The following is a 12,384-nucleotide window of genomic DNA, read 5'->3' on the forward strand; positions in this document are numbered from 1 at the left end:
GAGTGCGGCGCTGTGAGCGCGCTCGGGTGCGACGCCGTCGGCGCCCGCGTCACGCTGCGGGTGCGGCGCTGTGAGCGCTCGGGTGCGGCGCGGTCGGCGCTCGCTTTCAGGCCCGGGTGCGGCGCCACTCATGGGTGAGGAGCCAGGCGAGGTAGACGCCGCCGATGGCCGACGTGGCCAGTCCGACGGGCAGCGGCGTCGATCCGAAGATCCGCTGCGTGGCGAGGTCGCTGACGATCAGCAGCAGCGCGCCCATCAGCCCGGCGGCCATCAGGCCGGGGCCCGCCGACCGGGTCAGCCGCCGCGCGACCTGCGGCGCCGCGAGCGCGACGAAGCTGATCGGCCCCGCGGCCGCCGTCGCGACCGCACTCAACGCGACCGCGGCAAGGATCAACACGCCTCTGGTACGCCCCACGGGTACGCCCAGCGCCCGCGCGGTGTCGTCCCCATCTCCAGCATGGCCAGCTTCCGTCCATAGTGGAGCACCAGCGGCAGCAGGACGAGCAGCGCCAGCGCGAGCGGCCGTACGTGGTCCCACCGCCGCCCGTTGAGGCTGCCGATCAGCCACACCTGCGCGGCGATCGCGTCGTCGAGGCTGGCCCGCGCGATGAGGTAGTTGTTGAGGGCCAAGAACATCGCGGCGAGGCCGATGCCGATGAGGATCAGCCGCATGCCGGAGAGCGTGCGGCGGAAGGCGACGCCGTACACCAGCGCGAGCGTGCCCAGCCCACCCACGATCGCGCCGGCCGCCACCTGGTACATGTCGCCGTCGAGCAGCAGGATCACGATGACCGCGCCGGTGGCCGAGCCGTTGGTGAAGCCGATTACGTCCGGGCTGCCCAGCGAGTTTCCGGACAGGCGCTGCATGACCGCTCCGCTCACGCCCAGCGCGAAACCGACCAGGATCCCGGTGAGCAGCCGCGGCATCCGCAGCGTCATCACGATGAAGTCGGAGCCGGGCGGCCCCTGGCCGGCGATCGCCTTGAGCACGTCGAGCAGCGGTACGGGGTAGTCGCCGGTGGTCATCGTGACCGCGCCGACGCCGGCCGCGGCGAGCGCCAGGCCGAGGCAGACGGCAAGCACTCGCTTCGGTACCCGGATCGACAGCCCGTCGCCAGGGGTGCGCAGCGTAGTCACAGGCGGGCCAGCTTTCGGCGGCGGCACAGGGCGATGAAGACCGGCGCGCCGACGAACGCGGTCACCACGCCGGCCTGGAGCTCGGCGGGTGCGATCACCACCCGACCGATGACGTCGGCGCCGAGCAGGAGCACGGGGGCGAGCACCATCGAGTACGGCAGCACCCACCGCTGGTCCGGCCCGACGAGCATGCGGGCCGCGTGCGGTACCGCCAGCCCCACGAACCCGATCGGCCCGGCCGCGGCGGTGGCCGCCCCGCAGAGCAGCGTGACCGCGATCGCGCCGAGCGCCCGGGTACGCCCCACGTGCGCGCCGAGCGCCCGACCGGCGTCGTCGCCGAGCGCGAGCGCGTTGAGCGGGCGGGCGAGCAGCAGCGCGAGCACGATGCCGACCAGGATGAACGGCGCCACCTGTACGAGCGTGTCCGACCGCCGCCCGGCCAGCGAGCCCACCACCCAGTAGCGGAACTGGTTGAACGCCTCGGGGTCGAGCAGCAACACCGCGTACGTGACCGCGCCGAGCGCCGCGCTCACCGCCGCACCGGCCAGCACGAGCCGCTCGGGGGTGGCGGCCCGGCCGGCGGAGCCGATCACGTACACGATCACGGAGACGACGGCCGCTCCGAGGAACGCGAACCACACGTACCCGATGACGCTTGTCACCCCGGCGTACGCGATGGCGAGTGCCACGGCGGCGGCCGCACCCACGTTGATGCCGAGCAGCCCCGGGTCGGCGAGCGGGTTGCGGGTCACGCCCTGCATCAGCGCGCCGGCCAGCCCGAGCGCGGCGCCGACCAGGACCGCGAGGAACGTACGCGGGATGCGCAGCTCGTGGATGATCGCCGCGTCGCTGGAGCCGTCGTCGTGCCAGAGCACGCTCCACACCGACATGAACGAGATCTGCTTCGACCCCACCCACACGCTCAGCAGGAACACCAGGAGCAGCGCGGCCACCGCGACGAGCAAGCCGCCGCCCTTGGCCACTCCGGCCGCCCCTCTCGCCATACGCACGGTGGTTAGATTAGCCTCACCTTACTATGCGAGGCGATAGAGGTACCGTCCTGGGCCGCGCGATCGGTGGACAGAGGCGGCATGTCGGGCAAGCCGCCCTGCTGGCCGCCGGGCATCAGGCGGGGGAAGCGCTCGTACCGGTGCTTATCGGTGTTGTTATCGACAGCGCGGTGGCGACCGGCTCGGTGACCCGCCTGGTCCTGTGGCTCGCGGTGCTCGGCGCGGTCTTCGCGGCGCTGTCGACCAGCTACAGGTTCGGCGCCCGGGCGGCGGAACGCGCGTCGGAGTGGGCCGGCCACGACCTCAGGGTCCGCCTCACCCGCCGCATCCTCGACCCCCGGGGCGGTGCCGAGACAGGCCGCCTCGCCGGCGAGCTGACCAACATCGCCACCGGCGACGCGCGGCGGGTGGGCGGCGTCAACGTGGTACTCCCGTCCGCCATCGCCGCGCTCACCGGCCTGCTGGTCAGCGCCGCCGCCCTGCTGTGGATCTCGGTACCGCTGGGCCTCGTCGTACTGCTCGGCGCACCCCCGCTGCTGTGGCTCGGCCACCTGCTGGGCCGCCCGCTGGAGCGCCGCAGCGCCGTGGAGCAGGAGCGCGCCGCCCACGCCTCCGGAGTGGCCGCCGACCTTGTCGCCGGGCTGCGGGTGCTGAAGGGCATCGGCGCCGAGCGCGCGGCGGTGGACCGGTACCGCCGTACCAGCCAGGAGTCGCTCGCCGCGACGGTGCGCGCCGCCCGCGCGCAGGCCGCGCACGACGGCGCCATCCTGGCCCTGACCGGAGTCTTCATCGCCGTGGTGGCGCTGGTCGGCGGCCGCCTGGCGGCGAGCGGCGAGATCAGCGTGGGTGACCTGGTGGCCGCCGTCGGCCTGGCGCTCTTCCTGCTCAGCCCGCTCCAGCTCTTCGCCTGGGTCAACGCCGAGCTGGCCCAGGGCCGCGCGTCGGCCAAGCGCATCGCCGCCGTCCTGGCGGCACCGCCGGCGGTCGCCGGGGGCGAGGCCCCACTGCCCGATCCGGTACGCGGGCACGTCTGCCTGAGCGGCGTGCACCACGGGCCACTGTCCGGTGTGGACCTGGACGTCGCCCCCGGTGAGCTGCTCGGCGTGGTCGCGCCCGACCCGGCCGCCGCGACGGCCCTGCTGTCGGCGCTCGCCCGGGACGCCGACCCACCACAGGGGACGGTGACTTTGGACGGCACGCCACTGTCCACGCTGGATCCGGCGGACCTGCGCGCCGCCATCCTCGTGGCCGCCCACCACACCACGCTCTTCGCCGGCCCCCTGATGGCGAACGTTACCCCGGTGCGGGCCGCCGGTGACGGACCCGTCGCCCGAGCCATGGCCGCCGCCACGGCTGACGAGGTGGCCCGCGGCCTGCCGGACGGCGCCGACACCGTCCTCGGCGAACGCGCCCAGTCCCTGTCCGGCGGCCAACGCCAGCGGGTGGCGCTGGCCCGCGCGCTCGCCGCCGACCCACCGGTCCTCGTGCTGCACGACCCGACGACGGCGGTGGACGCGGTGACCGAGGCCCGGATCGCGGCCGGCATCCGCGAGATGCGCGCCGGCCGCACCACGATCGTCGTCACGACAAGCCCCGCGCTGCTCGCGGCCACCGACCGGGTAGCGGTCCTCGACGGCGGTACGGTCACCGTCGTGGGCCGCCACACCGACCTTGTAGCGGCCGATCCCACCTACCGCGCGGCGGTGCTGGCATGAGCGAGCAACTGCTTCCTACCGCTACCGGGCGGGAGACGTGGGCGGCCGTGCGTGGGCTTCTGCGCGGGCGGCTGCTGAAGACGGGCGGGGCGTTCGCCGTGCTTGTCGCGGCCACCTCTGCCGGCCTGCTCACCGCGCCGCTGCTCGGCCGGATCGTCGACCTCGTCGCGGACGGCCACCCGGCCAGCGCGCTCACGACGCCGATCGTGCTTCTCGTGCTCGTCGCGCTCGTCCAAGGTGGACTCACCGCGCTGGGCGTGGCGCTCGTCGCGGGAGTGGGCGAGGAGATGCTGGCGCGGCTCCGCGAGCAGTTTGTGGCGCGGGCGCTGCGGCTGCCCCTCGAACGGATCGAGCGGGCCGGCTCCGGCGACCTCAGCGCCCGGGTCACCGCCGACGTGTCCATCGTGGCCGAAGCCGTCCGTCGCGCGCTCCCCCAGCTGGCCCGCTCCGGGCTCACCATCGTGCTCACGCTCGTGGCCCTCGCGGTACTGGACTGGCGTTTCCTGCTCGCCGCCCTCCTCGCCGTACCCGTGCAGGCCCACACCGTGCGCTGGTACGCGCGCCGCGCCATCCCGCTCTACGCTGAGCAGCGGGTCAGCGTCGGCGCGCAGCAGCAGCAACTGCTCGACACCGTGGGCGGGGCCGCGACAGTGCGGACGTTCCGCCTCGCCGACCGCCACGTCGACCTCGTCACCGAGCGGTCGACCGCCACCGTCACGCTCACGCTGCGGGCGGTGCGGCTGATGACGCGGTTCTTCGGGCGGCTCAACCTCGCCGAGTACATCGGGCTCAGCGCGGTGCTCGTCACCGGTTTCGTGCTGGTACGGGCGGACGCCGCGACGATCGGCACCGCGACAGCGGCGGCGCTGTACTTCCACAACCTCTTCAACCCCATCAACGTCGCGCTGTCCCTTGTGGACGACGCGCAGGTGGCCGCCGCCGGCCTCGCCCGGCTCGTCGGGGTCGCGTCGCTGCCGGCCACACCGGAGACCGCCGCCGCGGAGGTCACCGGCGGCTCGGTGAAGGCGGCCGGCCTCGGCCACGCCTACCTGCCCGGCCACCCGGTGCTGCACGACGTCGACCTGCACATCGAGCCCGGCGAGCGGGTCGCGCTCGTCGGCGCCAGCGGCGCTGGGAAGACCACGGTGGCCAAGCTCGTCGCGGGCATCCACCAGCCGACGTCGGGCACGGTCCACCTCGGCGGGGTACGCCTGGACGAGCTCGGCCCGTCCGCGACCGGCGGCACCGTCGCGCTGATCACCCAGGAGGTACACGTCTTCGCCGGCCGCCTCGACGAGGACCTGCGCCTCGCCCGGCCCGGCGCGACCGGCGACGAGCTGCGCGCCGCACTCGACCGGGTCGGCGCGCTGCGCTGGGCGGACGCGCTGCCGGACGGTCTGTCCACGGTGGTCGGTGAGGGTGGGCACGCGCTCACCGTCACGCAGGCACAGCAGCTCGCGCTCGCCCGGCTGGTGCTGGCCGACCCGCCGATCGCGGTACTGGACGAGGCGACCGCGGACGCCGGCAGCGCGGGTGCCCGGGTGCTGGAGGAGGCGGCCACGGCGGCGCTCGCGGGGCGTACCGCCCTGGTGGTCGCGCACCGCCTCACCCAGGCCGCCACCGCCGACCGGGTGATCGTGCTGGAGGGCGGCCGGGTCGTGGAGTCCGGCACGCACGACGACCTCGTCGCGGCCGCCGGGCGGTATGCCACGCTTTGGGCCGCCTGGTCCACCACACGTCCGCGAAATGTTCCGCCGGAAAGCGCACAATGATCGGGACTGATTCCCGACTGCGGTTCGCCAGCGTCCTGCGAGAATGCGACACGTGGACTGGTACAGGGACCGCGACCCGGGGATGTACGGCCGGTACGACGACACCGGCGACGCCCGCTGCCCGATCTGCTACGTGCCGCCCGGCGCCCCCCACATGAACTCCTGCGACGACACCGGCACCTGGCGCGGCGACACCCCCGGCGAGGCGACCCGCGCCGACGAATGGGAAAACTAGGGACCTTTGGAGTCAGGGTCGTCGGTTCTGTCCACAATGGTGACTGCGGATCTCCCCAGGATCGAGATTTTGAGCTACCGCGACGTCCGCGGTGGTCCAGACCGCCGCTCCCGCAGCCTCACCCTCCGCGCTTCACAACCGACCCAACCCGCACGCCACCGCCGGGTGGCCGCGCTCGCCGCCGGCCATTGGACGGGGAGGCTTCCTCCGTGGAAGGAGGAGTTGCGGTTACCCCATTTCTTGCCTCCGGCGGGGATCTCCGGCCTCCGGGATGGGGGAAGTGCCGTCCCGTCGGTCCTCGACCCGTCAAGAGCAGAGCAGACCAACGCCCGGGGCGCCAGCGTCCGTGCCGTGCGTTGCGGTCCGCGGGTGGTGGCGCCCCGGGCGTTGGCCCGCTCCAAGAACAAGCGGGTCGAGGACCGACGGGACGGCACTGAGAGGGGTGCGGCCTGCGCGAATCTTGAGCGTTCAGCCGTCTTTGGGCGCGTTCCCGTCGCGCTGGCAGCCACCAAGGAACCAAGGTCACTCGTTTGCCTTGATCGGTGCTATGGCTGGAAGCTATCTGGCAGATCGTGGTATTTAACTGCCTCCATAGGGGCAGCTGCGTACCACGATCGCTTGCCGGCGCCGGCGCAACGCGCTGATCAAGGGAAACCAGGTCTGCGTGGTTGTCGCGGGCCGGTATCACTCGGTTCTGGAGCTGGGCAGTACGGACAAATAGGCGAAACACCCTGCGCCCAAGCACTACTGCGGACAAGCCCGCACCGTGGCTTCTGGATCTAGTCGACTTAATGTCGTCCTGGCAGCAGAAAAGTCGACTAGATCCAGAAGGCTTCGGGTCGCCGCGTCGCGGGCGGCCCGGAATCGGGCCTGAGTGCCGGCGGCCAAGCCGAGCCGGGCGGGCGCGTCGGTGCGCCCAGCTCCAGAGGCCACTGGGGCGGCGGCCCGCCGCCGGCCCACGGGCGGGCGGGGTTGTGGACCGCGGAGGGTGAGGCCGCGGGAGCAGCGGTCCGGACCACCGCGGACGTCGCGGTAGCTCAATTTGTCATCGTTTGGTAGTCCTACGGCCTACGGGGGCGGGGGCTCGTAGGGCGGGCGCGGCACGGGCGGGTCGGACGGCGCCGCCGCGTGCACGATCCGCCGGACCAGCCCCGGCACCCGGCGCCCGCGCAGCCCTCGGTCGGCGAGTTCGAGTAGCTCCAGTAGCGCGAAGAGCCCGAACACCACGATCGCCACCACCCGCAGCGGCCCGATCCCGCCGCGCGGCACGAGGGCCACCATCAGTCCCGCGGTCAGCGCGAGGATCGCCACGTTGTAGCGGGTGCGGGTGCGGCGTACCAGATGCGCCCAGGACGCCCGGTGATGGCGCAGCTCCCACGCCACGACCGCCTGCCGGGCCGGGTCGTCAAAGTCCGGGTACCACTCGCGCACCTGCGCCGGTGACACCGCGTAGCCGCGGGCGCGGGCGTTGAGCTGTACCACCTGGAGGAAGAGCACCGCGGACAGCGCGAAGAGCGCCAGGGCCGCGTCCGGGTAGCGCAGGCTCTCGGCACCGGGGATGAGCAGGCCGATCAGCGCGACCGCGAAGCCCGCGAGGAGCGGGGCGGCGACCCCGCCGAGACTGTCGACGACGGCGAACGCGCCGTACGGCTCCGGTGGCGCCGGCCACCGGGGCTTGTCACCCTGGGTCACTGCGTCACCGTGAATACGACGTCCGTGCCGTTGGTCGTGATCTGCCCGCTCACGACGAGCGCCAGGCGTACGACATCGGTCGGCTCGAACGTCGACATGGTGCGCGCCGTGCCCTCCACGGTCCCGTTGGCCGCCGTCTGGGCAAAGGCGAGGCCTTCGGGCGTGAGCTGATATTGCATCCGCGGGTACTCGACGATCCGCCACTTGATGGAGGTGATCTCGTAGAAGCCGCTGTACTGGAACGGGCAGCCCTCCGGCTCGGCCACCTCCTGGCGCGCGCAGCCGTCCAGGTACTCCTTGAGCTGCTTCTCGACCGCCTCCTGGGCCGTGGCCCGCAGCCGTGGCGTGAGCGTCGCCCCTGCTGGCCGCCGGTGCTCACCGTTACCGGCTCGGCGTCGGCGAGCGGCGTTTCCGGCGCCCGCACCGTGTACCGCCCGGGGAAGACCATGATCTGCCCGCTCTGGCCGGGGTAGACGGGTGTGCCCGCGACCGTCACGCTGCTGAGCCCGACCGCCGAGACCGGCAGCGCGCGGAGTGCGTTTTCGATGTCCCACCGCTGGAAGGTGTGCTCCGGACCGCCCAGCCGCCTCAGCCTGAACTCCTCCCGGTACTCGGTACCGGAGATCTGGTACGACACCTGTGCCGTGGCCCGGTCGCCGTCGGTGTCCACGCTGAGCAGCCGAAACTGGTCCGGCGGCGTGTAGTCGGGGCCGCTCAGCGAGGCGAGGGGCCCGGCCTGGCCACTGCCCTCGGCGTACACGTACCGCCAGGCCGCGCCGGCGTCGCGGTCGGCGAGCGCCTCGAAGTAGTCGTGCACGCTGTCGGCCGGGCCGAAGAACACCGACCGGACGACCAGGATGGGCGTGGTGGCCGCGAGGATGGACGCGACGACCACGAGCAGCGAGATCAGCGCGGCCGGCGAGGGGCGGGTGGGGAGCAGCGCGGCCCGTGCGGACGGCTCGGCGGCGGCGCGAGCGGCGGCCGCCTCGGCCTCGTGGGCCGGCTGGGCGTAACCGCAGTTGCGGCAGTACGGCGCCATGCCGGAGATCTCCACGCGGCAGCGCGCGCACGGGGTCTGGATGTCGACGAGCACGCTCACCTCCGGACCGGCACGAGCGGATAGTCGACGCCCTCGCGCTCCAGCGCCTCGAGCCGCAGCTCGGTCGGCGGGTGCGAGGCGCAGATCGCCTCGTCCCACCCGTTGCGGCTGCCGTCGACGCTGCGCCGCAGCCGGCCCAGCACCAGCCGCAGGCCGTCGCGGTGGCCGGCGAGCACGGCGCCCTGGTCGGCCCGGTACTCCGCGCGCCGTGCCGACGCCGACTGGAGCGGCACGATGAAGTAGCGCACTGAGGTGAGCGCCGGCCAGGCGACCGAGATCGCCAGGAAGCGCACGATGCTGTTGTCGAAGACTTGCAGCACGAGCGTCGCGGCCCGGTGCGCCACGTATAGCGGGAGCGCCACCCCCGCACGAAGAGCCCGGCGACACCGTCGGCGTTGTGCCAGTGGGCGAGCTCGTGGCTGAGCACGCCGGCCACGGCCTCGCGGTCGTACTCGAACTCGACCAGCAGCCCCCGCTGCACCACGATGTGCCGCGTGTACGCGAACGCGTTGGGCAGCCGCCCGTCGTCGATCAGCAGGCGAGGCAGGTTGGCCAGGCCCATGCGCTGACCGCACTCGTGCATGATCGGCAGCAGGAACTCCTCCTCCCGCCGGCTCATCCGCCGCGCGCCGCCGAGCCGCAGCCGCCAGGGCTCCAGCACCGTGCCGTACACCACGTAGAGCACGCCGACCGCCAGCCCGAGCACGATGTTGAGCAGCACCACGATCAGCGTGACGACCGGATCATCGAGGTAGTCGACGAGCCACGGCGCGAGCAGGCCACCGGCGAACCCGCCCAACACGCCCAACACGCCCAGCACGATGCCGCCGAGCGCCCCCAGCCCGCCACCGCCCAGCGTGGAGAACTGCACCAGCACCTCGCCCACCACCGGCACGTCCTCCAGCGCCTCGCCCGCGACCGCCGCGCCGCCGACAAGCCCGACGATGCCGCCGACCACCGCGCCGGCGACTGCGAGCGCGATCGCGACCGGCAGCCCGAACCAGCCGCCGACCAGCGCCGCCACCGTCGCCCGCCAGTCCCGCCCGATCCCGGCCATCAGCCACCACCCGGCGGACGAGTAGCCGGCCGGCCGGTGCGAGAAGAGCCCGAGCCGCCCGACCGCCGGCACCCCGCCGCTCTCCGATGCGGGGGTGGCGGGGCGTCCGCGCTGCGCCGGCACGAGGGCCGCCGCCGGCAGGTCGGCGGCCACGACCGGAGGAGCCTGCGCGGGTACGGTCGACGGGGCGGGACGGCTCGGCGGCGGCACGACGGGCCGGGGCGGGGGTGGCAGGGCCGCCGCCGCCGGCGCCGGGGCCGCCGTCACCGCGTCGACGGGCGCGTCGCAGGCTGGGCAGCGCTCAGCCGGAGCGATCAGCGCTTCCCCACACTGCGAGCACCGCACCGGGCTGCCTTCCCATTCGTGAGAACGTGTCTAGATCCACCGCACGCCGATTTTCCGCGTTGGCAATAGTGGTGTGCCCCGGCTTATCCCGTCAAGCGGCTTCTACGCACGGTAAGGTCTCGATTCGGATAGGCCATTGTGCGCGGTCGGTTCATTCGGTATTACTGGTGGCCGCGCGAATGGCGGGAATGCCGATCTAGGGACGGCAGCTGATGGCGATCTCGCAAAATGCACAGGGACGTGCATGAAAGCCACTCGGGTGCCCACATTCGACCTCGACCGCCTACGCGGGACGTCCCCGATCGGCGACGAGCCGTCCGGCAGGCTGCTCGCGGTCCCCGCGGTCCGGATCAACAAGGCCTGGCCGGCCGTCTACCGCGAGTACGGCCCGACCCAGCGCGAAAGCCTAGATCCGGACGCCCTGGGCCGGGCGGTAGCGCTGCTCGGCGAGATCGGCGACCCCGCCGCCCGCTGGCTCTGCGAACGCGCGGCCTGGCCCGCCGCCCTGGTCACCCGAGGCTCGGACGTGACCGGCTACCTCACCCGCCAGGCACCCGACGCGTTCACCTTCCGCCCGACGGTGGCCCGCGCCCTCCTCGCCTCGCGAGGCGATCAGCCCGCCTCCGCGAGCGAGCTGGCTGGCCTCCTGGGCGAGTGGCCGGCGCCGGAAGGCGCGGAAGGCGTGCGGCTGGCGTTCCTACTCGACCTCGCCGCGCTGCTGGGCACCCTGTCGGAGTGGGACGTCACGCCCGGCGGCCTCGACCCGGACACGATCCTCGTCACCGCCGCCGGCGACGTGCACTGCTTCGCCACCCGCTGCGACACGATGCTGGTGGGCGGCCACCCGCCGTACACCCCGCCGCCCGCGGCCGAGGCCGGGCTCACGTTCGGCGCGCTGGTGGCGGGCGTGCTCGCCCACGCCGTCGACGCCGGCCGCCACCCCGACCTCGCCGCCCTGGCCTCGGCCGGCACACCGCCGGACTGGCCTACCTGGACGGACGCGCTCACCACCGCCGCCCGACTCGCCGGCCCGCGCCGCCCAGCACGACGATCCACTGTGGCCCCGCCGAGGCCGTCCCCGCCGGCCGCGCCCACACCGCCGCCGGCTTCCCTGTCCGCTAACCCGCCGGCTTCCCCGCCTGGGGACGTCGTCATCCCCGCTCCCGCCCGCTCTCCGGAGTCCGAAGGCCCCACCGGCGGGCCGCCTCCCGCCCTGCCGCCCCTCCCGGGACCCGCACCCTTCGCGACGGTGCCGTCGCCCCGATGGTCACCGGACGCCGGTACCCTCGGTCCGGACGACTTGCCCAGCGTGCCGGCCCAGGGCCGCTCCCCCGACACGATCACCCCCGACACCCACGCCCGACCCGACCGTCCGCCATCTGAGGCGCCGTCTTCGCTTGAGGCGCCATCTCCGTTCGTGGTCCAGCCTTCTGCGCCCGGGTCCGAGACGCCTTCGCCGTTCCAGCGCGAGACGCCTTCGCCATCCGCGGACGAGCCGGCGCTGTTCGGGAGTGAGGGGGCGTCGCGGTCCGCCGGTGAGTTGCCGGGCGCGGACGCCGGGGCGACGGCGCCGACATTTCCGCTCTGGCCGGCCGAGCCGGTGACCGAACCGCTGGTCGGTGCGCACCGGTCGCCCGACCCGCCACCCCGGCGGCGCCGGGCCGCTGTCCTCGTCGCGGCCGCCACGGCCGCCGTCGTGATCGCCGTTGCCGGCACCGCCGCGATCCTCACCACGGTCGCTGACGACGACGGCGAGCCGGTCGGCGCGCCCGCGCCACCGCCCGTGTCCCAGCCGGCCACCACCTCGACCGGCGATGCTGACCCGACGGCCTCCACCGGCCCGACGGGGTCGACCGGCTCACCCAGCGGCGAGCCCACCGCCGCGCCGACGCCGACCGCCGTCGGTCTGGTGGACACCACCGCCGTCGGCGACGACCCTCTGGCGCCGGCCATCGCGGGCATGTTCGACCAGTACTTCGCGGCCATCAACGCCCGCGACTACAACCTCGCGGTCACCCACTACGACCCGGCCGGCGTCATCGACCCCCGCGACCCGGCCGAGCGGCAGGCGTTCGCCGCGGGTGTGTCCACCACGACCGACTCGGAGATCCGCCTGCTGTCGATCGGGTCCGGCGGCGCCAGCGGGGGCACGGCCCAGGCGCGCCTCACGTTCCGCAGCGAGCAGGATCCCGGGTTCGGCCCGAAGGGGCGGGAGCAGGAGACCTGCACGCGCTGGGACCTGACCTACGCGCTCACCACCACCGCCGACGGCCGGTACCTGATCCTGCGCGCGACCGCCGTCACGAGCCGACCCTGCTGAGC

9 protein-coding genes and 2 pseudogenes are annotated in these 12,384 nt (G+C 73.8%); 5 read left to right on the forward strand and 6 right to left on the reverse strand.

The window, feature by feature from the left end; translation table 11 throughout:
• Nucleotides 1–106 precede the first annotated feature (106 nt).
• Together Pflav_RS48775 and Pflav_RS17210 are read right to left on the reverse strand one after the other, a co-directional pair.
• A pseudogene (locus tag Pflav_RS48775) lies at nucleotides 107–1,026 on the reverse strand (FecCD family ABC transporter permease).
• Between the two features lie 107 nt (nucleotides 1,027–1,133).
• Nucleotides 1,134–2,141, reverse strand: a complete 1,008-nt coding sequence (locus Pflav_RS17210; RefSeq protein ID WP_173042473.1) for a FecCD family ABC transporter permease — start codon at nucleotides 2,139–2,141, stop codon at nucleotides 1,134–1,136.
• Between the two features lie 32 nt (nucleotides 2,142–2,173).
• On the opposite strand from Pflav_RS17210, the gene Pflav_RS17215 reads away from it, so the two are divergent.
• The 3 genes from Pflav_RS17215 to Pflav_RS17225 are packed head-to-tail and all read left to right on the forward strand — an operon-like array spanning nucleotide 2,174 to nucleotide 5,869.
• On the forward strand, nucleotides 2,174–3,862 hold the full coding sequence (locus Pflav_RS17215; protein WP_173037073.1) for an ABC transporter ATP-binding protein: 1,689 nt from the start codon (nucleotides 2,174–2,176) through the stop codon (nucleotides 3,860–3,862).
• Nucleotides 3,859–5,634, forward strand: a complete 1,776-nt coding sequence (locus tag Pflav_RS17220; protein WP_173037074.1) for an ABC transporter ATP-binding protein — start codon at nucleotides 3,859–3,861, stop codon at nucleotides 5,632–5,634. Before Pflav_RS17215 ends, Pflav_RS17220 begins: the two co-directional genes overlap by 4 nt.
• Before the next feature lie 52 nt (nucleotides 5,635–5,686).
• The gene (locus Pflav_RS17225; RefSeq protein ID WP_173037075.1) at nucleotides 5,687–5,869 is read left to right on the forward strand and encodes a hypothetical protein; all 183 of its coding nucleotides are present in this window, start codon (nucleotides 5,687–5,689) and stop codon (nucleotides 5,867–5,869) included.
• Between the two features lie 1,068 nt (nucleotides 5,870–6,937).
• On the opposite strand, the gene Pflav_RS17230 is transcribed toward Pflav_RS17225, so the two are convergent.
• The 4 genes and pseudogenes from Pflav_RS17230 to Pflav_RS48780 all read right to left on the reverse strand — a co-directional run.
• A complete protein-coding gene (locus Pflav_RS17230) occupies nucleotides 6,938–7,561 on the reverse strand; it encodes a hypothetical protein (RefSeq protein WP_173037076.1) in 624 nt (207 codons plus the stop codon).
• Between the two features lie 49 nt (nucleotides 7,562–7,610).
• Nucleotides 7,611–8,660: a hypothetical protein gene (locus Pflav_RS17235; protein ID WP_173037077.1), complete on the reverse strand. Its 1,050-nt coding sequence runs from the start codon at nucleotides 8,658–8,660 to the stop codon at nucleotides 7,611–7,613.
• Nucleotides 8,657–9,022 carry a M48 family metalloprotease gene (locus Pflav_RS47470; RefSeq protein WP_173037078.1) on the reverse strand — a complete coding sequence of 122 codons (366 nt, stop codon included), beginning with the start codon at nucleotides 9,020–9,022 and terminating at the stop codon, nucleotides 8,657–8,659. Before Pflav_RS47470 ends, Pflav_RS17235 begins: the two co-directional genes overlap by 4 nt.
• Before the next feature lie 17 nt (nucleotides 9,023–9,039).
• A pseudogene (locus tag Pflav_RS48780) lies at nucleotides 9,040–9,279 on the reverse strand (M48 family metalloprotease); the annotation flags it as partial.
• Between the two features lie 202 nt (nucleotides 9,280–9,481).
• Between Pflav_RS48780 and Pflav_RS45710 the strand changes: the two are divergent.
• Both Pflav_RS45710 and Pflav_RS17250 read left to right on the forward strand, forming a co-directional pair.
• Entirely contained in the window at nucleotides 9,482–9,742 is a 261-nt protein-coding gene (locus tag Pflav_RS45710) for a hypothetical protein (protein ID WP_232072828.1), read from the forward strand.
• Nucleotides 9,743–10,306: 564 nt separating this feature from the next.
• Nucleotides 10,307–12,382: a hypothetical protein gene (locus Pflav_RS17250; RefSeq protein ID WP_173037079.1), complete on the forward strand. Its 2,076-nt coding sequence runs from the start codon at nucleotides 10,307–10,309 to the stop codon at nucleotides 12,380–12,382.
• The last annotated feature ends 2 nt before the right edge of the window (nucleotides 12,383–12,384 follow it).

This window comes from Phytohabitans flavus, assembly GCF_011764545.1.
Lineage (GTDB): Bacteria > Actinomycetota > Actinomycetes > Mycobacteriales > Micromonosporaceae > Phytohabitans > Phytohabitans flavus.

Coding starts and splice junctions, on each gene's coding strand:
- Pflav_RS17210 (WP_173042473.1), bottom strand. CDS start 2,141: ATGGCGAGAGGGGCGGCCGGAGTGGCCAAGGGCGGCGGCTTGCTCGTC.
- Pflav_RS45710 (WP_232072828.1), top strand. CDS start 9,482: ATGCCGCCGAGCGCCCCCAGCCCGCCACCGCCCAGCGTGGAGAACTGC.
- Pflav_RS17220 (WP_173037074.1), top strand. CDS start 3,859: ATGAGCGAGCAACTGCTTCCTACCGCTACCGGGCGGGAGACGTGGGCG.
- Pflav_RS17215 (WP_173037073.1), top strand. CDS start 2,174: ATGCGAGGCGATAGAGGTACCGTCCTGGGCCGCGCGATCGGTGGACAG.
- Pflav_RS17250 (WP_173037079.1), top strand. CDS start 10,307: ATGAAAGCCACTCGGGTGCCCACATTCGACCTCGACCGCCTACGCGGG.